This is a genomic window from Thalassospira indica (genome assembly GCF_003403095.1).
Classification (GTDB): Bacteria; Pseudomonadota; Alphaproteobacteria; order Rhodospirillales; family Thalassospiraceae; genus Thalassospira; species Thalassospira indica.
This window is the reverse complement of record NZ_CP031555.1, coordinates 2069150-2090527: the sequence shown is the minus strand read 5'-3', so window position 1 is coordinate 2090527 and position 21378 is coordinate 2069150. Positions and strand designations below refer to the sequence as shown.

Annotated in this window: 18 protein-coding genes; 4 read left to right on the top strand and 14 right to left on the bottom strand. The window is 54.7% G+C overall.

Translation table 11 applies throughout. The features are described 5' to 3' along the window. Window positions 1-59: 59 nt before the first annotated feature. Window positions 60-632 carry a hypothetical protein gene (locus tag DY252_RS09875; protein WP_064790225.1) on the top strand — a complete coding sequence of 191 codons (573 nt, stop codon included), beginning with the start codon at window positions 60-62 and terminating at the stop codon, window positions 630-632. A 176-nt stretch (window positions 633-808) separates the two neighbouring features. Here the strand turns inward: DY252_RS09875 and DY252_RS09870 are convergent, their stop codons facing one another. Next, complete coding sequence (locus DY252_RS09870) at window positions 809-1462, bottom strand: peroxiredoxin (RefSeq protein WP_064790131.1); 654 nt, start codon at window positions 1460-1462, stop codon at window positions 809-811. Window positions 1463-1790: 328 nt separating this feature from the next. On the opposite strand from DY252_RS09870, the gene DY252_RS09865 reads away from it, so the two are divergent. Beyond that, window positions 1791-2981 carry a benzoate/H(+) symporter BenE family transporter gene (locus DY252_RS09865; protein WP_064790129.1) on the top strand — a complete coding sequence of 397 codons (1191 nt, stop codon included), beginning with the start codon at window positions 1791-1793 and terminating at the stop codon, window positions 2979-2981. A 28-nt stretch (window positions 2982-3009) separates the two neighbouring features. Here DY252_RS09865 and DY252_RS09860 read toward each other — a convergent pair whose 3' ends face one another. The 5 genes from DY252_RS09860 to DY252_RS09840 form a co-directional block, all read right to left on the bottom strand. Then, window positions 3010-4776, bottom strand: a complete 1767-nt coding sequence (locus DY252_RS09860) for a SulP family inorganic anion transporter (protein WP_064790127.1) — start codon at window positions 4774-4776, stop codon at window positions 3010-3012. Window positions 4777-4840: 64 nt separating this feature from the next. After that, a complete protein-coding gene (locus DY252_RS09855; RefSeq protein ID WP_064790125.1) occupies window positions 4841-6514 on the bottom strand; it encodes a bifunctional protein tyrosine phosphatase family protein/NAD(P)/FAD-dependent oxidoreductase in 1674 nt (557 codons plus the stop codon). Window positions 6515-6538: 24 nt separating this feature from the next. Beyond that, window positions 6539-7423 (bottom strand): MBL fold metallo-hydrolase, encoded by an 885-nt coding sequence (locus DY252_RS09850; protein ID WP_008891352.1) that lies wholly within the window; start codon window positions 7421-7423, stop codon window positions 6539-6541. A gap of 222 nt (window positions 7424-7645) precedes the next feature. Then, complete coding sequence (locus DY252_RS09845) at window positions 7646-8299, bottom strand: Crp/Fnr family transcriptional regulator (protein ID WP_064790124.1); 654 nt, start codon at window positions 8297-8299, stop codon at window positions 7646-7648. Between the two features lie 167 nt (window positions 8300-8466). After that, complete coding sequence (locus DY252_RS09840; RefSeq protein ID WP_064790122.1) at window positions 8467-8913, bottom strand: VOC family protein; 447 nt, start codon at window positions 8911-8913, stop codon at window positions 8467-8469. Window positions 8914-9305: 392 nt separating this feature from the next. On the opposite strand from DY252_RS09840, the gene DY252_RS09835 reads away from it, so the two are divergent. Beyond that, complete coding sequence (locus DY252_RS09835) at window positions 9306-12791, top strand: indolepyruvate ferredoxin oxidoreductase family protein (RefSeq protein WP_064790120.1); 3486 nt, start codon at window positions 9306-9308, stop codon at window positions 12789-12791. Window positions 12792-12836: 45 nt separating this feature from the next. On the opposite strand, the gene DY252_RS09830 is transcribed toward DY252_RS09835, so the two are convergent. The 8 genes from DY252_RS09830 to DY252_RS09795 form a co-directional block, all read right to left on the bottom strand. Beyond that, window positions 12837-14015 carry a patatin-like phospholipase family protein gene (locus tag DY252_RS09830; protein ID WP_064790118.1) on the bottom strand — a complete coding sequence of 393 codons (1179 nt, stop codon included), beginning with the start codon at window positions 14013-14015 and terminating at the stop codon, window positions 12837-12839. Window positions 14016-14419: 404 nt separating this feature from the next. After that, window positions 14420-14890: a cache domain-containing protein gene (locus DY252_RS09825; protein WP_008891347.1), complete on the bottom strand. Its 471-nt coding sequence runs from the start codon at window positions 14888-14890 to the stop codon at window positions 14420-14422. 79 nt (window positions 14891-14969) lie between these two features. Beyond that, a complete protein-coding gene (locus tag DY252_RS09820) occupies window positions 14970-16670 on the bottom strand; it encodes a methyl-accepting chemotaxis protein (RefSeq protein ID WP_008891346.1) in 1701 nt (566 codons plus the stop codon). A gap of 36 nt (window positions 16671-16706) precedes the next feature. Next, on the bottom strand, window positions 16707-17144 hold the full coding sequence (locus DY252_RS09815) for a hypothetical protein (protein ID WP_064790117.1): 438 nt from the start codon (window positions 17142-17144) through the stop codon (window positions 16707-16709). A gap of 296 nt (window positions 17145-17440) precedes the next feature. Beyond that, window positions 17441-17887: an MmcB family DNA repair protein gene (locus tag DY252_RS09810; RefSeq protein ID WP_064790115.1), complete on the bottom strand. Its 447-nt coding sequence runs from the start codon at window positions 17885-17887 to the stop codon at window positions 17441-17443. A gap of 78 nt (window positions 17888-17965) precedes the next feature. Then, window positions 17966-18211 (bottom strand): DUF2312 domain-containing protein, encoded by a 246-nt coding sequence (locus tag DY252_RS09805; RefSeq protein ID WP_007090950.1) that lies wholly within the window; start codon window positions 18209-18211, stop codon window positions 17966-17968. A 112-nt stretch (window positions 18212-18323) separates the two neighbouring features. Continuing rightward, window positions 18324-19493, bottom strand: coding sequence for a carboxylate-amine ligase (locus DY252_RS09800; RefSeq protein ID WP_008891343.1), 1170 nt, complete (start codon window positions 19491-19493; stop codon window positions 18324-18326). 1 nt (window position 19494) lies between these two features. Continuing rightward, on the bottom strand, window positions 19495-20295 hold the full coding sequence (locus DY252_RS09795) for an N-formylglutamate amidohydrolase (RefSeq protein WP_064790113.1): 801 nt from the start codon (window positions 20293-20295) through the stop codon (window positions 19495-19497). A gap of 294 nt (window positions 20296-20589) precedes the next feature. Between DY252_RS09795 and DY252_RS09790 the strand changes: the two genes are divergently transcribed. Continuing rightward, window positions 20590-21339 (top strand): FadR/GntR family transcriptional regulator, encoded by a 750-nt coding sequence (locus DY252_RS09790; RefSeq protein WP_063087159.1) that lies wholly within the window; start codon window positions 20590-20592, stop codon window positions 21337-21339. Window positions 21340-21378 lie beyond the last annotated feature (39 nt).

Sequence of the window (21378 nt, the reverse complement as noted above, 5' to 3'; positions counted from 1 at the left end):
CAATCCGCGTTGTGTTACGTTCAATACAGATGAGCCTTTCAACAAAAAAGGAGGCCCAAATGACCAAAACACATCGCGAGACCGTTGGCGTTTTTGACGACATCAAAATACTCCAACAGGCGGCTGATGATCTGGCGCAAGCCGGGTTTGATCAGCAAAAGGAGCTTAGCCTTCTTGCGAGCGAGAAAACCGTCGAAGACAAGCTTGGCCATATTTATCGCAAGGCCGAAGATGTCGACAACGATCCTGATATGCCACCACTGGCCTATACAACGCCAACACCAATTGGTAATGCCGAAGGCGCACTGATCGGTGCCCCGATGTATGCGGCGGCCTTTGGTGCAGCTGGTGCGGTGATTGCGGCGGGTGGCCCGATTGCCCTGACAATTTCGGCAATCCTCGGTGCGGGCGGCGTTGGTGCCGCAGCAGGCGGGGTGATTGCCGCAATGGTTGGAAAGAAGTACTCCACCAAACTGCAAGAAGAGCTTGATCAAGGCGGCTTGTTGCTGTGGGTCAGAACACCCGATCCGCAAACCGAGGAACGCGCCAAGGATGTACTTGGTCGTCACGACGCGCGCCTGATTGAAACCCATGAGGTATCAAATGCCACGACCAAGCGTGACGTGGTCTGATACGCGTTCGCCACCAACAGAGTGAGCGCAGCATTCCAGATGGGCGCAATTGCAGGCGTCCCCAAACCGACGTCGCGTGATGCCTGACAAACGAAACAAAACCCCGCCAGAGCAATCCGGCGGGGTTTTGCCTTTGCACGGTCCCTTGCCCCCGGGACCGCACATCGGAGTTTTGATCAGAGGGACTTTGTGCAGAAATAGAAGTCCACATAATCATAGGCGGGATTGGATGCGCGTTCTGCGGCGGCCTTGGCGGTATGGGCCGGCGGAACAATAACCTTGTCGCCCGGTTTCCAGCCTTCTGGCGTGGCAACGCCGTTCTTGTCACTGGTCTGCATGGCGTCGATCATGCGCAGGCATTCGGTAATGGAGCGCCCGTTGCTCATCGGGTAATAGACCATGGCGCGCAACATGCCATCCGGGTCAATGATGAAGGTCGCACGCACAGCAGATGTGTCCCCCGCCCCCGGATGGATCATGCCATAGGCCTGGGCGACTTCCATCTTCAAGTCTGAAATAATCGGAAACTGGATTTCCACACCGAAATTCTGCTGGATGTTACGCATCCAGGCGATGTGCGAATGGGTGCTGTCAATCGACAGGCCCAGCAATTCGCAATTACGCTTGGCGAATTGGTCGGCATGTTTGGCAAAGGCGATAAATTCGGTCGTGCAAACCGGGGTGAAATCAGCAGGATGGGAAAACAGGACAAGCCATTTGCCGCGATAGTCTGAAAGGGCTCTGACACCATCGGTGGTCGGGGCCGTAAAATCCGGTGCGGGTTCATTGATCCGCGGCAGACCGACACGAATCTGGGGGGATACAGTCATTGTCAGGCTCCTTGGTCAGGAAATATCGTCCACTCCATCTGAATACATTATAATTATTTAATTCTTCGTCCTAGACGATGATGTAAATCAATCATGTGTTGGTTTTTTACGCAGAAGTTCGCCAAGCAACGCCGTTTCTGGTTCGTGTAACTATGTTGGTCCTGCGCCATGACATCCCATCTGGGCAATACCGCGCTGCGACCGCCGAGCACAACCGGGTACCACCATTGCGCCTTGTGCTTTTTCACTGGCCTGCCTTCTTGCTTCTGGTTAAGGTCAGCGCGCTTGCCACCATACTTTCAACGACTTACAACCCTGCGGAGCTCCCATGCTGCGTGATATTTCGCCCCAAAGTATTTTCATGGGCCTGCTGGCCGGTTTTGTTGGCTCTGCCAGTTCGTTTGCGGTTGTGCTGCAAGGCCTTACCGGCGTTGGTGCCAGCCCGGAACAGGCGGCATCGGGCCTGATGGCGCTTTCCATTTCGATGGGCCTGTGTGCGATTGTTTTATCCCTTAAAACCCGCCTTCCGATCAGCATCGCCTGGTCCACACCCGGTGCGGCCCTTCTGGCGACATCCGGTGCCATTGAGGGCGGCTTTGCGGTTGCCGTTGGCGCGTTCATCGTTTGCGCCATCCTGATTATCATCAGTGGCGTTTGGAAGCCGCTTGGCCGCGCGGTTGCTGGTATCCCTGCCCCCTTGGCAAACGCGATGCTGGCCGGTGTTTTGCTGGGTCTGTGCCTTGCCCCGGTCAAGGCGGTTGCCTTTGATCCGTTGCTTGGTCTTCCGATTGTGATTGCATGGATTGTCATGGGCCGGTTCAACCGGTTGCTTGCCATCCCGGCCGCTTTGTTGGCCTTTGTTGCCGTGATGGTTTTCGGCATCGAGTTCCCTGAAAATGCGCTTGCCGATCTTGGCGGAGCGATTGCGCCGCCCGTTGAATTCGTCATGCCGGAATTCACATTGGCCGGACTGGTCGGCATTGCCTTGCCGCTTTTCATCGTCACCATGGCATCACAAAACATTCCGGGCACAGCGGTTCTGCGTGCCAATGATTATGATACCCCGCCGGGGCCGCTCTTTACCGTGACCGGGATCTTCTCGTTACTTTCAGCCCCGTTTGGTGGGCATGCGGTAAACCTTGCGGCGATCACCGCTGCCCTTTGCGCAGGCAAAGATGCCCATCCAGATCCGGCCAAACGGTATTGGGCCGCTATTTCGGGCGGTGTTTTCTATATCGTGTTTGGCCTTTTGGCCGGGCTGGTTACGGCGTTTATCAGTCTGGCACCGGGCATCCTGATCGAGGCGGTTGCAGGTCTCGCCCTGATTGGGGCATTCGCCGGATCAGCCGTTGCGGCCTTCAAGGACGAAGACGGACGTGAAGCGGCCGCAGTGACCTTTATCGTCACCGCAGCTGGCCTGACATTCTATGGGATCTCGGGTGCGTTCTGGGGCTTGCTGGCCGGTGGTTTGATTTACTTCCTGACCCATCTGCGCAATGGCAAAAAGAAACCGGACTGAAGACTCAATCCGGTTTCGATCTTTGGTCCTAGACCAGTTTGATTTTGGGTTCGGTGCTTGGTGGTGTTTCCGCCACCTGCCCGTCTGTCAGTTTCGAAACAGCTTCGAACTGGGACAGGAAAACCTCGCCGGTCAGTTCATCAAGGAAGTGGGTCTTTTTCAGTCGGTCCATGACCGGGCCTTTGACCTCGGACATGTGAAGGGAAATCCCCATTTCCTCAAGCCGGTGATTGATCGCCTCAAGCGATTCAAGCGCGCTTAGATCAATCTCGTTCACAGCCGAGCACATCAGAACCACATGTTTGAGGTTCTTGCACCCGACCACCCGGTCATAGAGGTAATCCTCGAGGTATCGGGCATTGGCGAAATAGAGGCTTTCATCAATCCGGATCGTCAGAACCGACGGATGGGTGATGACCTTGTGGCGCAGGATGTTGCGGAAATGCTGGGTGTCCGGCACAAGGCCGACCTCGGCAATATGCGGGCGCGATGTTTTATACAAAAACAGCCCGATCGACAGAACAACGCCGGCGGTCACCCCGACCTCGACCCCAAGACCAAGGGTCAGAAGGATGGTGGCCAGAACCGCAATGAAATCTGCCTTGGAATATTGCCAGCTGGTTTTCAGGATCGAGAAATCGACCAGCGACAGCACCGCAACAATGATGGTCGCGGCAAGGGTAGCTTTGGGCAGGAAATAAACCAGCGGCGTCAGCGCCACGGCAGCAATCGCCAAACCAACGGCGGTAAAGGCACCGGCAGCAGGTGTCTGCGCCCCGGCATCAAAGTTCACGACCGAGCGGGCAAAACCACCCGTCACCGGATAACCGCCCGTAAAGGCCGCCCCAATATTGGCCGCCCCCAGACCAATCAGTTCCTGATCCGGGTTGATGCGTTGACGGCGCTTGGCGGCAAGTGTCTGCGCGACAGAGATCGATTCAACAAATCCGATCACAGAAATGAGGATCGCGGGTACCAGAAGATCGGCCATCAGCCCCGGGCTGAAGTCCGGCATGGTGAGCGGCGGCAGGCTTTGCGGTACCTCGCCCACGATCTTGACCCCTTTATCAGCCAGACCAAGATACCAGGTCGCCGCCGTAGTCGCGAACACAGCAAAGACCGGACCCGCCTTGGTCAGGACATCAGCCATCCGCACGCCAAGGCCAAGTTTACGTAAAGTGGGTTTAAGGCCCTTGCGCACCCAGAACAGAAAGCCCGTGGCGCAAATGCCGATGATCAGGGTCGTCTGATTGGTTTCCGGGATATGGGCAATCAGGGAGGTGACAATTTCCCAAAGGTTATGGCCACCGGCATCCACACCAAGGATGTGTTTGAGCTGACTGGCAGCAATGATCATGCCCGATGCTGTGATGAAACCGGCAATCACCGGGTGGGAGAGGAAGTTGGCCAGAAAGCCCAGCTTGAACACCCCCATCGCAAGCAGGATCGCCCCGGACAGGGCGGCAAGCGTCAGGGCGGCCAGTGCATAGCCCATGGTGCCGGTTTCGGCAATATTGCCCACGGCTGCCGCCGTCATCAGGGAAACAACCGCAACCGGACCGACCGCAAGCGCGCGGCTGGTGCCAAAGATGGCATAAAGAATGATCGGCGCGATGGAGGCATAAAGCCCCGCCTCGGGCGGCAGACCGGCCAGCAACGCATAGGCAAGCGATTGCGGGATCAGCATGATCGTCACGATCACGGCTGCAATCATGTCATTGCCAAAGGCCGTCCTGTCATAGGTCTGTCCCCAGTCAAAAATCGGGACATATTTCCGAAGCATTTTGAAACGCATTGATCGATCTCTTAGATCAAGGTTGATCCAAGGCAGCATGATCGCTGCCTTGGACGAAGGGGTTTTAGGTGCCGGTAACTTTTTCAGGCTTGGCCAGCCATTCCTTGCCGCGCAGCATTGCCTTCCAATAGATCGGCGGCAGCAGCTTTTCCTTAAGCAACCAGGCAAGGTGCGAAGGTTTGGTGCCATCAATCAGCCACTTCGGGAAGGACGGCAAAAGTGTCCCGCCATACCCGAATTCAGCCAGAACGATGCGGCCACGTTCCACGGTGAGCGGGCAGGACCCATAACCGTCATACTGCGCGACTGGGGATTTGCCATCGATATCGGCAACCACGTTTTCGGCAACAACCGGGGCCTGTTTGCGGGCCGCAGCAGCCGTTTTGGCATTGGGCGCATTCATCACATCACCCAGCGACCAGATGTTTGTAAATGACTTGTGGCGAAGGGTCGCCTGATCGACATCCACCCAGCCAGCAGCATCTGCCAGCGGCGAAACGCGAATGAAGTCCGGTGCCACCTGCGGCGGGCAGACATGGATCATGTCAAAGGACTTCTCAACGCGTTCGACCTTGGTGTCGGGTTTGGCCACATCGAACCAGGCCTTTTTCGCCTGCCCGTCAATCGCCACCAGATTGTGGAAGAAATCGAGATGTGCATCGTATTTCTTCACATAGCTTTCAAGCGCCGGGACATAGTCCTTAACCCCGAACAGAACCCCACCGGCATTGCAGAAATCGATATCAATGTTCTTCAGAACACCGGTGCGATGCCAGTGATCAGCCGAAAGGTACATCGCCTTTTGCGGCGCACCGGCACATTTGATCGGCATGGGTGGCTGAGTGAAGATCGCCTTGCCTTCACGCATCGAGGAAACCAGTTCCCACGTGTAAGGGGCAAGGTCATAACGATAGTTCGACGTCACACCATTACGACCGAGCGTCTCGACCAGACCTTCAACCCGGTTCCAGTCAAGCTTCAGTCCCGGACAAACGATCAGACGGTCATATTTGACCACCCGGCAGCCATCAAGGATGACAGCATCGTCTTGCGGCTCAAACGCGGCCACCGCCGCCTTGATCCAGTGCACGCCCTTGGGGATCAGCGATCCCATGGTCTGGGCTGTCGTGCTGGCTTCAAACACGCCACCACCAACCATGGTCCAGCCCGGCTGGTAATAGTGGATATCGGCCGGGTCGATTACTGCGATCTCAAGCCCCGAACGACGCGCGATCAAGCTGGATGCCACAGAAATACCGGCAGCACCGCCACCGATGATCACGACGTCATATTTTGCATCGCCCTGATCGGTCGGCGTTTTACCGCCATTGACAATCCGGCGAACAACCCCGCCCATGTCGTAACCGGCCGCCTTGGTGGCGCGAAGGATTTCGCTGGTATCAAGATGCGCAGCCTGGCTCAGCGACCAAAGTGTCGTTGAACGGGTGCCGGTGCGGCAATAGGCAAAGACCGGCTTGGGCAATTCATCATAAAGGCGACCAAAGTCGCGGGCGTCATCATCGCTGACCTTGCCCGAAACAATCGGCTGATAGCGAACCTCAAGCCCGGCTTCCTTGGCCGCGTTTGAAATCTCTTCAAAGGTTGGCTGATCGGCGCCCTCGCCGTCCGGCCGGTTACAGACGATGGACCGGAAGCCGCGCTTGGCGATTTCCTTGATATCGTCTGCAACGATCTGCGGACTGACTGAGAACCCGTTGCTTATTGTTTTGATTTCCATGGCTTTTCCTCACCTGAGTGTTGATCAGAGCCCGTTTACCGGGACTTTCAGCATTTTTTTGCCGCTGCTATCCGTCGGCACCTGACCGGCGCGCATATTGACCTGAAGCGACGGGATGATCAGACGCGGCATATCAAGCTGGGCATCACGCTCGGTGCGGAACTTGATGAAGTCTTCGCGGGTCTTGCCTTCACCAACGTGGATGTTGTGTTTTTTCTCTTCGCCGACGGTGGTCTCCCACTTGATCTCGCGACCGTTGGGGCCGTAGTCGTGGCACATGAACAGACGCATATCGTCCGGCAGGGCCAGAAGCTTCTGAATGCTGTCATAAAGCGTCCCGGCATCACCGCCCGGGAAGTCGGCACGGGCCGATCCGCCATCAGGCATGAACAGGGTATCGCCGACAAAGGCGGCATCGCCCATGACATGCACCATGCAGGCCGGGGTGTGGCCCGGGGTATAGATGGCAAAGCAGGTCATGGAGCCAACCTGATAGGTATCGCCATCTTCAAACAGGCGATCAAACTGGCTGCCATCGCGCTGGAATTCGGTGCCTTCGTTAAACACCTTGCCAAACGTGTCCTGCACAACGGTAATCTTGCTGCCGATGCCAAGCTTGCCGCCGAGCTTTTGCTGAATATAGGGTGCTGCCGACAAGTGGTCGGCATGGACATGGGTCTCGATGATCCATTCCAGTTTCAGGCCGTTATCCTTGATAAAGGCAATGATGTTATCGGCGTGGGTAAAGGTGATCCGACCCGCTGCATAATCGATATCCATCACGGAATCGACAACCGCACAGGCGTTGCTTTCCGGGTCCTTGACCACATAGCTGATCGTGTTGGTGTCTTCGTCGAAAAAGGCCGTAACTTCGGGTTTTACGGACATATTGACCGGGTATGCAGACATGGAGTCCTCCTAAACAACTGCCTCCGTGCCGCCTTATGACTGGCGCGCACCGGATGGATTTGCGATGTCCCTTGCCCGCCTTGTTTGCGGACAAAACATCTGGCTATGGTCTTTATTTTAGGAGTTCGCGATGTGCACTTCAGTGATGAAGTCACCAAACATCGCAATATTAACACCTAATAATTCTAGAGTCGTAGGGTGGCCGGGCTTGCGGCTGAAATTCTAGCTCTGCGCCAGTTTTTCCAATTCCGCGCGATCAATCAGCCGGATGGTGCCGCGTGATTGTTCGATCCAGCCGCGACGCTGGAATTCCTGAAGCTGTCGCGAAATCACTTCACGGGCAGAACCGAGTTCGACGGCCAGTTTCTGATGGGTTGCCGACACCGTATCATTGTCCCCGGCCAGTTCGATCAGCTTGTGGGCCAGACGGATATCAAGCTTCTGGAACGCGATTTCCTCGATCACCATGAACAGGTCGGTGATGCGCTTTGAATAGGCGGTAAAAACGAACTGGCGGAACTCGATTGAGTCCGAGACAAGCTTGTCAAACACCTTGCGCGGGATCGCCACCGCACGGGTTTCGGTTTCAGCAATCCCCTCGGCCGAGTAATCCTCATAGGCCAGAAGGCAGGCCGTGGTCAGAACGCAGCTTTCGCCCGCATGAACCCGATAAAGAACGATTTCACGACCGGTATCGGATGTCTGCTGCACACGCACAGTGCCATCAAGTAGCAACAGCAGGTGCTCCGGCGATTTTCCCGGTCCGAAAATGACCGTATTGGCCGGAACGGTGACGATCTTGCTTTCTTCGACAAGGTAGGATCGGATGGCATCGGGCAAACGTGACAGACCCGGAAACTGGTCGATCCAACTCAAAACCTTATCCCCCTTGGAAGCGTGGATTAAAACTACATCCCGTTCGATGTAAAAGCAAATTATCCCCGATGCAACTGTACTTTGGAATATCTATGAAAACGGGCAGCAAATTGCTGCCCGTGCTGTGTAAGTATGCAGCGATGCCGTGATGGCGCGATGGACGCGCCCTACTCGGTTTTCTGTGACGGGATGTGCAGATTGCCCTTGTCATCAATTTCCCAGAACGGATTAAACGCCACTTCCCACGCATGGCCATCCGGATCACGAAAATAACCGGAATACCCACCCCAAAAGACCTTTTCGGCAGGCTTCTGGATTTTGGCCCCGGCCTTCTCAGCCTCTGCCATAACCTGATCGACTTCTTCTTCGCTGCGCGCGTTATAAGCCAGCGTCAGCCCGGCAAAACTGGCACCTGTGTCGTCATCAAACTGCCCGTCTTCCTTAAGCGCTTCGCGCCCGAACAGACCAAGGGCCAAACCATTGGACAGCTGGTAAAACACTACTTGCCCTTCAACCATTTCGGTCATCTGCCAACCAAGGCCACCTTCGTAAAAACGCCGCGATCGATCCAGATCCGCAACACCCAGAGTAATCAGCGAAACACGCTGTTCCATTTCACGCTCCTTGCTGTGCGCACCCGAAACCCGACTAAACTTAACACGCCAGATTTTCACCGCCGAGCACAGACTCGGCCCTATTCGCAATTTCGCAGCGCAACAGCGCCGCAATTTTATTGCGCGCAAATTGGTACCGGAATAAGTAAATAATAAGTTGACCTTACGTCAACAGATGCAATCAGGCGTTTTGCATAGTGCGATGCGACTTCGCTTTGAAAAAAGGTCAGTCTTTATTACCATTTCAAGGTCAGGCACAGGTCCCGCACACCAGACCTGACAGATAAATTAAAGGTCATACCGAAACACTGCACAAACACCCATATCAATAAAAGCAGTGCATTGGGCCCGAAATGACCCCGCATATCAGAGAGATCCCAGGGAGACCGGTCATGGCACAACAATTGGCGGCAGTCCAACTCGACGACAAATACACGCTTGAGGAAGGCCGGGTTTACCTTACAGGTATCCAGGCACTGGTCCGTTTGCCTCTGATGCAGCGCCAGCTTGATGCGCGCGCAGGGCTTAATACCGCCGGGTGCATTTCGGGTTATCGCGGATCGCCGCTTGGTGGACTTGATCAGCAACTTTGGCGCGCCCAAAAATTCCTGACCAAACAGCAGATCGAGTTTCAACCGGGTGTGAACGAAGACCTTGCCGCCACCGTCGTTTGGGGCAGTCAGCAGGTTAATATGTACAAGGATGCCAAATATGATGGCGTCTTTGGCATGTGGTATGGCAAGGGCCCGGGCGTTGACCGGTCCGGTGACGTTTTCAAACACGCCAACCATGCCGGCACGTCCAAGCATGGCGGTGTTCTGGTTCTGGCCGGTGATGATCACAGTTGCAAATCATCTACCCTGCCCCATCAGACCGAATATGCCTTTATCGATGCGCAGATCCCGGTTCTGAACCCGTCCGGTGTTCAGGACATTCTGGATTACGGCCTACATGGCTGGGCAATGAGCCGCTATTCCGGTTGCTGGGTGGCGATGAAAACCATTGCTGAAACGGTGGAAAGTTCGGCCGCGGCCGATGTCGCCCCGGATCGCATTACCCCCATCATCCCGACCGACTTCCCCATGCCCGAGGGCGGCCTGCATATCCGCTGGCCCGACACGCCCAAGGAGCAGGAACATCGCCTGATGAAATACAAGCTCTATGCCGCACTGGCATATGCGCGGGCGAACAAGCTGAATAAAACCGTGATCGACAGCCCGAATGCGCGGCTTGGTATCATCACCACCGGCAAGGCTTATCTTGATGTCATGCAGGCATTCGATGACCTTGGCATTTCCGAAGAAGACGCCGCCAAGATCGGCATTCGCGTGCTCAAGGTCGGCATGAGCTGGCCGCTGAACCGCGAGGATGTCCGCGAATTCGCCCTGGGGCTTGAGGAAATCATCGTCGTCGAGGAAAAGCGCGCGGTGATGGAAAACCAGGTCAAGGAACAGCTTTATAACTGGCGCGAAGACGTTCGTCCGACCGTGATCGGCAAGTTCGATGAAAAGGGCGAATGGATTCTGCCATCGATGGACGAACTGACCCCGGCCCGAGTTGCCGTGGTTCTGGCCGAACGGATCAAGCGGTTCTATGACAGCCCGGCCATTCATGAACGCATCGACTGGCTTGCCGAAAAAGAAAAGGAAATTGCCGAACCGCGCCCGGATGTTGCACGCATTCCGTGGTTCTGCCCGGGTTGCCCGCATAACAGTTCGACCAAGGTCCCCGAAGGCAGCCGTGCGATGGCCGGTATCGGGTGCCATTACATGGTCAACTGGATGGATCGATCCACCGAAACCTTTACCCATATGGGCGGCGAAGGTGCGACATGGATCGGACAGGCACCGTTCACCCATACCAAGCACGTCTTCCAGAACCTGGGCGATGGCACCTATTACCATTCAGGCTCCCTTGCCGTGCGGGCCGCGGTCGCATCGGGTGTGAACATCACCTATAAAATCCTGTTTAACGACGCAGTCGCCATGACTGGCGGACAGCCGGTTGACGGGCCACTGACCGTGCCGCAGATCACGCGCCAGATGTTTGACGAAGGTGCCAAACGCATCATCGTTCTGTCAGACGAGCCCGAAAAGTATCCAATGGGTGCGGACTTTGCGCCAGGCGTTGATATCCGTCATCGCGATACGCTGGAAGACACCCAGAAAGAACTGCGTGAAATCGAAGGCGTTTCGATCCTGATCTTTGATCAGACCTGTGCGGCCGAAAAACGCCGTCGTCGAAAACGCAAACTGATGGTTGATCCGCCCAAGCGCGTGTTTATCAATGATCTGGTCTGCGAAGGCTGCGGTGATTGTGGCGAACAATCCAACTGCCTCGCCGTTGTGCCGGTCGAGACCGAGTTTGGCCGCAAACGCGCGATTGACCAGTCGGCGTGCAACAAGGATTTCTCCTGCCTTAAGGGCTTCTGCCCAAGCTTTGTCACCATCGAGGGCGGCGAACTTCGCAAACCCGATGCCGCCGCCAAGGGGGATACAGGTACGGACGCAGTCTTTGCCAGCTTGCCGCGCCCGACCCTGCCTGAAATTGACGAACCCTGGTCGGTTCTGGTCACGGGTGTTGGTGGCACCGGTGTTGTCACGATCGGTGCGTTGCTTGGTATGGCCGCCCACATCGAGGGCAAGGGCATTGTTGGTCTTGATATGGCGGGCTTGGCACAAAAAGGCGGGGCGGTTGTCAGCCATATCCGCTTTGCCAATGACCAAAACAAGCTGCATGCTGCGCGCATTCCGGCCGGTGAAGCCAATGTGGTTCTGGGTTGTGACCTTCTGGTTGCGGCAAGCTATGAAGGGCTTGCCAAAATGCGCCGGAACTTTACCCAGGCGGTGATCAACACCCATGAAACCGTTACCGGTGCCTTTACCCATAACCCGGATTTTGAGCTTAAAACCAACGAGCACATGAAGGTCATCAATGATGCCTGTGGTGCTGATGCGGTGCATTTCGTCGAAGGCAGTGACATTGCGACCCGCCTGATGGGCAATTCGATTGCGACCAACCTGTTCATGCTGGGCGTTGCCTGGCAGCGCGGCCTGATCCCGATCAGTGAAGAGGCGCTTATGCAGGCGATTGAGCTTAATGGCGTGTCGATTGACATGAACAAGCAGTCCTTCCATTGGGGCCGCCTGTATGCCCATGACCGCGACCGCGTGATCGGGATCGTCGGCCCGAACGAGGCCGAAGCCCACCCGATTGCGACCGAGCTTTCCGATATCATCGCCAAACGCCGTGCGTTCCTGTCCGATTATCAGAACGTGGCCTATGCCGATCGTTTCACCGACCTTGTTGATAAGGTTGCAGCCGCCGAGAAACGCCTTGGCGACGAAGATGATCTGGCCCGGACAGTGGCAAAATACTACTTCAAACTGCTGGCCTATAAGGACGAGTATGAGGTTGCCCGTCTTTACACTGATCCGGCGTTCCTTAAAAAGGTCACCCAGACCTTTACGGGGGATTACAAGATCAACTTCCATCTTGCCCCGCCGTCACTTGCCAATGCCGATCCGGAAAGTGGCAAGCCGCAAAAGTCGGTTTACGGTCCGTGGATGATGTCGGCGTTCCGCATGCTGGCGAAACTGAAGTTCCTGCGCGGCACCAAACTTGATCCGTTTGGCCGCAACCCGGAACGCAAGATCGAACGCCAGTTGATCACCGATTACGAAAAACTGGTAACCGAAGTCCTTGATGGCCTTAGCCACGAAAATGTCCGCATCGCCAAGGCGTTGCTGGCCCTGCCCGAACACATCCGTGGTTACGGCCACATCAAGGAAGACCACATCGCCAAGGTCAAGGTGCGCGAAGCCGAACTGCTTGAACAGTTCCGCAACCCGCCCGAACATCTCAAGGCGGCGGAATAAGCCAAAAATCAAAAGGGCCGCATCATGCGGCCCTTTTTTTATTGCTCACACAAAGCGCGGAAAGCGGCTTTGGAATTCAGGCAGAATGCGCATCGCCCCTTCGCGCAAACTTTTAACAGACTTTTCCTGACGTTTGCGTTGGCGGTAATCCGCAATCATGTGATCGGTTGAATCAAAGCCATCCTCGATCCCGCGATCAAGGTTTTCCCACGTCCAGTCATAGTTGATGTGCGGCGAAACCGGGATTTCAACGATATCGATCTTGCGGCCACTTTCGGCGACTTCACGTTTGAAGGCTGCAACAGCATCTTCGCTGGCCGATGCGGCAAACAGCATGATCAGGTTATTCAGTGCGTCATAAAGGTTTTCAGGCTGACGCACCTGCTTAAGATCAAGAATACGGCTGACCCACACCTCATCGACATCCGGATGCAGGCGCAGGAAGTCAAAGAAGTTGACCGTATCAACAGTCGCCCCCTCACAATAGGTATCGCCGTTGATTTCGACCGGCTCTTCGATAAACGGCAAGGCAGAACAGGCACACAGCGTCTGCGCGTTCATCTGTGGCAAGTCGTAGTGATCGGGTTTGTTGGTGAAAAGTTCAAGCCGCTGCTTGGAAAGGTTATAGGCGTTGTGGAACATGGCCGGCTTGTCGGGCTGATACAGCCGATCAAAGTTCAGCCGGTCCAAAAACATGCTGTCTGGTGAATAGATCTTGGCCAGTCCCTTGGTCTGGGTCTGATAGATCGATCCGACCAGAAGACGCGACAGGGGATTTGCCGCCAGAAAACCGTTTAGCAAAACATCGTTGAAATTGTGCGGCGTCCAGTATTTCGGATTGCCCATGAAATGCTGCACATGTTCAACGGCCTCGCCGATGGCGTCCGGCACGATCAGCCCTTGATAGCTGTTGGGGTTAAAGAAGTAATTGAGTTTGTTGGTGAAATCAGAAAAGAAGTCCGGTGCAAAGGCCGATGCAATCGGGAACCGTTCATAGACACTTGCAGGTCGGAAAATTTTACGAAAGAAGGCGATGGTCTGGTCAAGTTCCTGACCCTCGTCGGCCTGATGCCAGGCAACCGAGAGCCAAGCGCCGATACAGGCAGACGACCAGATATCAAATTTTATATCCGGTTCCTGCTGCAGACGCTTAAGCACCCCGATGCTTAAGCCAACAGCAGGCCCGCCGCCTGACAGAAAGATAGCTCGTTTGATCTTTTCCACGTCGCGATCTCCTTGTTGAAAACCGAATGGTTCGGTCCAAACAACATGGCGCAAACGATAAGAATGCCATCGCGTGCACCACCGCTCACCCCCAGGAGATACCAGTCCGTCTTTGCGGACCTGTAGATACAGCCATCATTATAATGATTTTAAGCCGCTACATTTGAGACAATTCTTCAATAGTGATGTGACAAAACACGCGATTACATATACTTAAATATATTAAATATATTAATTCATATACTAAATCGCACTTTTGATCAGAGTCATGTTAAGTATTTTCTAAACTATTCGCTCAAACACCTACCCATTTAACTTAACAAATATTTTACAAATCGATCCATTTTACTTGAAACACAAAAACCGCCCGAAGGCGGTTTTTGCTTTCTGGATATGATTACTTTTTAGTCGTAATAACCCACCATGAAAATCTTGCCGTCATGGGCTTTCACCCAGGTTTTCTTTTCGGCAAGTTTTTTGGTCTGCGGATGAGTCCAGGTGTAGTTGGACCAACCACCATCCGGCGATGCCTTTCCGGTTTCGACCATGTCACGAATGATGAACTTGCTGTTCACATCCTGAAGATCCCAAAGGCCCGGGTTGTTAACAAGCTTCGGGTTGATCGCGTGTGTCAGGAACGTGCCTTTTTCGCCATCAGCAACAATGACGTAAAACTCGTCAAATACGAATTCACCGGACTTGTCGTTGAACATATCAAAGGATTTCTCCTGCCCGACGTCGTCATAAAGGGCGATTGCCTTATCCACCAGATCCTTGGCGGTTGCTTCCTTATCCTGGGCCATGGCCGACGATACACTCAAAACCATCAGCAACGACGCCAGAGCCGCACCGAAAGAACGCAAAACCTTATTCATCCTGAATTTCCCTTGTTGATCATATATAGATGTCGTGATTGACGATTGGTTGGTTGAAACAAATGAACACAAAGGTCCGTCAGACGGCGCGCAGCCGTGCAACAAGACCATCAACCGAACTGCTTAGCCCTGCCATTTCGCGGCTAAGCTCAGCGGTTGCCTCGCCCACACTTCCCGCAGAATCACGGGTCGCCCGGGCAATGTCGCGCACATCACCAATGCCGCCTGACACGGTTTCCGCATAACCGGCAGCCTCGGTGATACTGGTGCTGATCTGGCCTGTCGCATTGCCTTGCTCCATAACAGATTCAGCCGTCAGTCTCAGAATTTCATTGATGCCTTGAACGCTTTCGACAATCGTTCGGATCGCCTCGACCGCCTGCCCGGTTTCGGCACGGACATTGGCAATTTCAGATGCAATTTCCTCGGTCGATTTCGCCGTCTGGCTGGCAAGGTTTTTGACCTCGTTGGCAACAACGGCGAACCCTTTGCCGGCCTCACCGGCACGGGCCGATTCAATCGTGGCATTAAGGGCCAGAAGGTTGGTCTGTTCGGCAATATTGCCGATCAGGGCTGCGACATCCTCGATACGGATGCTGGCTTCTTCAAGACGGCGGATTTTCTCATCCGCGTCGCGGGCCTGCTCGCTGGCTTCCTGTGCCTGACGGCTACTTTTCTGGATTTCCTCGCTGATATTGGCAATCGCCGAAGCCAAGCCGGATGCCGCCTGGGCGATCTCGCCCATGTTGTGGCTGGATTTGCCGGATGCATCAAAGGCGTTCTCGCTCTGATGATCGGTGCGTTCGGCATTGTCGAGAAGGGCCGATGCAGAAGCGCCGATCTCCTCGATCGCGGCACTGACCGCCGTTGCTGTGCCCTGTACCGACGTTTCAATATCGCGCGCCAGTTCCTGCATGATCTGGCGTTTTTCCTCGACTGCGCGGGCTTCGTCCTGCAGGCGCTGTTCTTCGGCGGCTTCAAGGCTTTCAGCGTTCTGGCGGAACACTTCAACCGCATCTGCCATCTTGCCCATCTCATCCTTGCGTGCGGTATAGGGAACCGAAATATCGGTTTTGCCTTCGGCAATTTCGCGCATGACATGGGTCAGCTTTTTGACCGGCGCCCCGATCAGGCTTGCGATGACAAAACTGATCACCGCCATGGCGATCGATGCCGACACAGCTGCGATAATTGTCTGATCCTGTGCAGAACTGCCAACCGCCATGGCCGCACCGCTCGCACTGTCCATTCTGAGTTCTGCGGTTCCCCGCAGCTTGGAAAGAATATCCATCAGTGCTTCATAGTCGGACTGTGCAGACCAGGAAAAGCTGAGCGCCCCGGTATAGTCGATGTCGAGCATGCCAAGGACCTGATTGACCTTGCCAAGATAGCCATCAAAGCGTTCCTGCGCATCAACCGACATCTGGCGACCGGATTCTGGGAGACTTTCGTTTTCAAGCAACGTCACAAAGGACTGACGCGCTTCTTCGATCTGGGTTTCAAGATCCTGGGAAACGGCTTCCATCCGGTCGCCTTCAACACCGGCGGCCGACCAGGACAGCATGCGATAAAGGGTTTGGTGCACCCGGGTCACATTACGATCAATCTCGCCAATATCCTTGACCTCGGGATATGCCTTGCTGACAGCGAATTCCAGACCATCAGAAAGTGACATGATGGCCCGCCCGCCAATCAGGCTGACAGCGATGATCGCAATAACCGCAATAACCGGCAAAATGGAAAGTTTGGTCCCGATATTCAGATTCGCAAAAGTCTTCATTCTTTGGATATCCAAAATTGACATTCACAGATGACATCAGGCGGCGTCGTTACTTGCCGCCAGAAGTTTGGCAACAGTCACGTCGCCGGTGGTATTTCGATATGCAGAAAGAACATCGTTGGTCGCGCGATAGCCGTCCTCGATGCTTTGATCGAGGTTTTCCCACGTCCAGTCGTAGCTGATATTGGCTTCAACCGGGATTTCGATGCCCCGGATATCGAGCCCGCTTTCGGCGACCTTGTATTTGAAGAGCTTGACGTCATCTTTGCTGGTGGTTGCGGCAAACAGCATCACCAGATTGTTCAGCGCGTCATAAAGATTTTCGGGTTGGCGGATCTGTTTGATGTCGAGGATACGGCTGACCCACACCTCGTCGAGATCGGGGTTCAAGCGCAGCCTTTTTAAGGCGCCGATGCTCAAACCAACTGCTGGTCCACCCCCAGCCAAAGCGATCGCACGTTTCTTTTCCGCCATGTCATCGTCCCCCGACGAAGGAACCGGGCGTTACACCCAACACGGGCCAGTCGACACAAAGGTCAAAGACAGAAATCGAAAACTGCTCAGTCTGGCCCAAACGTTCTCGCAATGCTTATATTGCATCGCACAAACACAACCCTTAGACCAGTGCGCTTCGTCACACCTAAACCTATACGTTTTGATGCCATTCCGATGTATATTGCAAGTTGAAATCTATATTTTCACTTATATATCAATAACTTATTTGTATTCATAAATATGAAATAATAACAGGAAACTATCCTTTCGAGAGCCTATCCCAATACATTTTCCTTTGAAGAAAACTTGTTCACTCGCCCTGCTGCGGTCTGTCCGAAGGAGATCAGGAGCTTTTTTCGACGCGCTGCGGAAAGCTTTTTTTCCGCACTTGCACGGATGATCGCGGCCTCGAACCGGTCGGCAACGATCAGTCCGACATCCTCAGGAATCAGATCCTTGGGAAAGTGCATCGGAACGGCAAAAAAGAACCGGTCACAGTAATCCAGATAGCTCTGCCATTTTTGGTCGACACGGAAATCCTCGACCGATGACTTGACCTCGACCGCCCAAAGTTCCCCTTTGGGGCCAAGCGCCAACACATCAAGCCTGCGACCATTGCCCAGACGAAGCTCCGTCAGGCAGGCCATTTCATGATGATATAACAGCCGACAGACACCTTCGGTGACTTCAGCGGTGATTTCGGGGCGGGATGCGGTTGACATGTGCCAAGATTACAAAAGCAAAAGCCCGCTTGAAAGCGGGCTTTTGGTATTCTCGGCACGTCTTCTGACAGGATGGTGTCAGCTCATACCCAGCGCACGTTTGTAGACTTCCAGGATTTCTTCCTGTTCGGTGCGCTCGTGGTCTTCCATTTTGCGTAGACGAATGATCTGGCGCAGAATTTTCACGTCATAGCCAAGCGCCTTGGCTTCGCCGTAGACTTCCTTGATATCAGCCATCAGGTTGGCTTTTTCTTCTTCAAGACGTTCGATACGCTCGACATAACTCGCAAGCTGATCGGCTGCGATACCACCGACTTCGGTCATCAATTCTTCTCCGATGATGGATTGCACAGCGGATATCCGATGCGCGGAATTCAAAGGGCCCAAACCCGTTTCGGCGCGACGATACTCAATGCACCGGTCGCTGACAAGCCCGTTAGGTGTCCGATCTTGCGTTGGGATCTGTCCGTTCAATCAGCACATCGGCAACCGCAATCAATGCGTCCTTTGACGAGGCGCCGAGTTCGATTGCTGCGTCATAGATTTCGCGCTGTCTGCGCGCACTGGTGCCGCGTTTTATAATGGTGCGCGCATGTTCGACTTCATCGACACAGCCAAAGAATTCGGCGTCGGGTCGGATCAGCTCCAAGATTTCCTCAAGCAGATCGGCATAGGGCACGATTTCACCCCGGCCAAAATCGATCAGCCCGGCCTTCTCGCCCGGATCGCTGCCATAACGACACGCCCGCCAGCGGTTTTCACGCACAAGCATGTTGGCATAAATCCGCCAGCGTTGATTGTTGCGCCGCAAACGATACAGCATGCGCATCAAACATCGCGTAATCGATGCAACACAGACCGCGTCCTCAAGGTCGGTACAAACATCGGCGATCCGCATCTCAAGGGTCGGCCAACGATCAGAGGGCCGCAAATCCCACCAAAGCTTCGTGCCATCTTCGATCACACCGGCATTAATCAGCATATCGACATGGCGGCGATATTCCGCCCACGAGCCAAATACTTCCGGAAGGCCGGTGCGCGGCAGGTTATCAAACACCGACAAACGGAATGTCTGAAGCCCGGTCTCCTTGCCGCGCCAGAATGGCGAGCTTGTGGTGAGCGCGAGAAGATGGGGCAAGAAATAGCTCGCCTGCGCCATCAGTTCGATGCGCAAGTCATCATCTTCGATCCCGACATGGACATGCATGCCGCAAATCAGCAACCGGTCGACCACGGTGCGCAGATCGCGCGCGATGGTGTTGTACCTTTCGCCATCGGTATGTTTCTGATCGTCCCACTGGGCAAAGGGATGGGTCGATGCCGCCAGCAGCGCCATATCGTATTTCGCCGCCACCTCGGAAAGCGTGCTGCGCATTTCAATAAGCTGCTCGCGCGCCTCAAGTGCGCTGTTGCACACCTTGCTTCCAGTTTCGACCTGACAGCGCATGAACTCGCTTGAGACCTGATCGCCAAGCTTTGCCTTGGCATCCTTTAGGAATTCGGCAGGCGGGTCTTTGGCAAGATCGCGGGTTTCACGATCCACGAGCCAGAATTCTTCTTCTATGCCGATGGAAAATCCCGGCTCACGCGCGTTGGCCCCTGCCAAATCAGTCTCTCCTGATCTTGTATAGGTTCGGATCCGCAAGGATGTCAGCAAAGGCATCGCCAAGGATTTTTGCCCATTTTTCACATCCCGCATCAGTATCAATCAGATCCTGACGGATTTCAATCGACACACAGGGAAGACCAGCCGCCTCGCCGTGATGGTCAATCGTGTAATCGGCCAAATGACGCCCGGAATAAGGTTCGTTATCGCCGATGGTCAAATCCGGGTTTTGCGCCCGAAGAGTCTCAAGCAACGGCACCGGAATGCGATCATCCTGATCCCACAAAACACCGATTTCCCAGGGGCGTTCAAAGCCCTGAAACACGGGTGTAAAACTGTGAATGGCGATCAGCGCCGGGGCAATTTTATGGGCGTGGAAATTGGCAATCTGTTCTTCGATCGCCCAGTGATAAGGCAGAAAAATCTCGCGGATGCGCTGCATATGTTCGCTGGGCGAGACGTTCTTGTTGCCCGGCACCACCGTCTGATCGGCAATTTCAGGCATCCCGGTCGGATCCCATAGCTGGCGGTTGCAATCAATGACAAGGCGTGAAAATCCGCCCAGAACTGCGCGGCAATCAAACCGTTCGACCAGAATTTCGGTCACCTTGCGTGCACCGATATCCCAACCGATATGGCGTTTGCGCTCTTCCTCGGGCAGGCCAAGCGTACCAAGGCTTTTGGGGATTTCCCGGGACGCGTGGTCACAGACAAAAAGCGAATGACCCTTGCCGTTTTCGTTCAATACCTCAAACGGGGCTGGATCATCATGGCCCAAAAGGGTCCCGGCTTGGTTCGGCACGCGAGTTCTCCTGAAATCTGGTGGTCTTTGGGTATCTGCAAGGTCCGATGGCGGTATCCCTCGGTATCACTGCCGCCGAAGCGCCAGTGAAAGTGGGGCGGATACGCCACTCATCCCCTGTTGAACTATCAATTTATCCCTACCGAAACAAGATTGCACTGCAATAAGCGCGAGTGGTGCATATCGACACTTTGCGTCGCCGCCAAACATCTCGTAAACTGGTATGACCATTGCGCGAACCAATATCGATATCGCTGCACTGGCAGAGAAAAACACGATTGGAGACAACCCAACATGCCGTCTGCCAAGACGCTTCAGGCACAAGACGACGCGGAAACCAAGCGTCCCAAAAGGATTGCCGATCAGGTTGCCGATCAAATTCTTGAAAAGATCTCGGATGGCATTTTTCTGCCCGGTGATCGCCTGCCCGGCGAACGTCAGCTTGCCGAAAGCATGTCGGTCAGCCGCGTGTCTGTGCGCGCCGCCTTGCAAAAGCTCAAGACACGTGGGTACTTGCGTGCGGTTCAGGGTGGCGGCACGGAAATCCTGTCATCCACCGGGATCGACATGGACACCGCGATGACCGATCTGGTGCGCGATTCGATCAGTAATCTGCGCGATCTTCAGGAAATTCGCTGCACACTTGAAACGTGGGCCGCACGGCGGGCTGCGATCAACGCCAGTGACGAGGATATCAAACTTCTGCGCATGGCCTATCGTCAGGCGCATGACCCACGGCGGGCCGCCAAATACCGTGCGGACGATGACCACCGCCTGCACATGATGATCGGGCGGGCGACGGGCTCGATCATTTACTATCACGTGATGAAAATGCTGCATGATGTGTTGCAGGCAGCACTCAATGAAATCCGCTTCAACGGCATGGTCGGCCCGACCTTTGATCGCATGGTGCAGGAACATCACCGCGATATTATCGAAGCCATCGCGGCCCACGACCCCGACGCCGCCGAAAAGGCGATGTCAAACCATCTGCAGGCCGTGATCGATTTCTTCAAGACCGCATCTGACAAGCAGGCGACCTAAAAACCCGGACCAAACCGGCCACAATCCAATCAGGGAAAC

Bases quoted from the DNA above. Each gene is read 5' to 3' on its own strand.
- DY252_RS09865 (WP_064790129.1), top strand. From the start codon at position 1,791: ATGCTGCGTGATATTTCGCCCCAAAGTATTTTCATGGGCCTGCTGGCC.
- DY252_RS09825 (WP_008891347.1), bottom strand. From the start codon at position 14,890: ATGAATAAGGTTTTGCGTTCTTTCGGTGCGGCTCTGGCGTCGTTGCTG.
- DY252_RS09850 (WP_008891352.1), bottom strand. From the start codon at position 7,423: ATGTCTGCATACCCGGTCAATATGTCCGTAAAACCCGAAGTTACGGCC.
- DY252_RS09875 (WP_064790225.1), top strand. From the start codon at position 60: ATGACCAAAACACATCGCGAGACCGTTGGCGTTTTTGACGACATCAAA.
- DY252_RS09840 (WP_064790122.1), bottom strand. From the start codon at position 8,913: ATGGAACAGCGTGTTTCGCTGATTACTCTGGGTGTTGCGGATCTGGAT.
- DY252_RS09790 (WP_063087159.1), top strand. From the start codon at position 20,590: ATGCCGTCTGCCAAGACGCTTCAGGCACAAGACGACGCGGAAACCAAG.
- DY252_RS09810 (WP_064790115.1), bottom strand. From the start codon at position 17,887: ATGTCAACCGCATCCCGCCCCGAAATCACCGCTGAAGTCACCGAAGGT.
- DY252_RS09855 (WP_064790125.1), bottom strand. From the start codon at position 6,514: ATGGAAATCAAAACAATAAGCAACGGGTTCTCAGTCAGTCCGCAGATC.
- DY252_RS09835 (WP_064790120.1), top strand. From the start codon at position 9,306: ATGGCACAACAATTGGCGGCAGTCCAACTCGACGACAAATACACGCTT.
- DY252_RS09860 (WP_064790127.1), bottom strand. From the start codon at position 4,776: ATGCGTTTCAAAATGCTTCGGAAATATGTCCCGATTTTTGACTGGGGA.
- DY252_RS09820 (WP_008891346.1), bottom strand. From the start codon at position 16,670: ATGAAGACTTTTGCGAATCTGAATATCGGGACCAAACTTTCCATTTTG.
- DY252_RS09815 (WP_064790117.1), bottom strand. From the start codon at position 17,144: ATGGCGGAAAAGAAACGTGCGATCGCTTTGGCTGGGGGTGGACCAGCA.
- DY252_RS09870 (WP_064790131.1), bottom strand. From the start codon at position 1,462: ATGACTGTATCCCCCCAGATTCGTGTCGGTCTGCCGCGGATCAATGAA.
- DY252_RS09805 (WP_007090950.1), bottom strand. From the start codon at position 18,211: ATGACCGAAGTCGGTGGTATCGCAGCCGATCAGCTTGCGAGTTATGTC.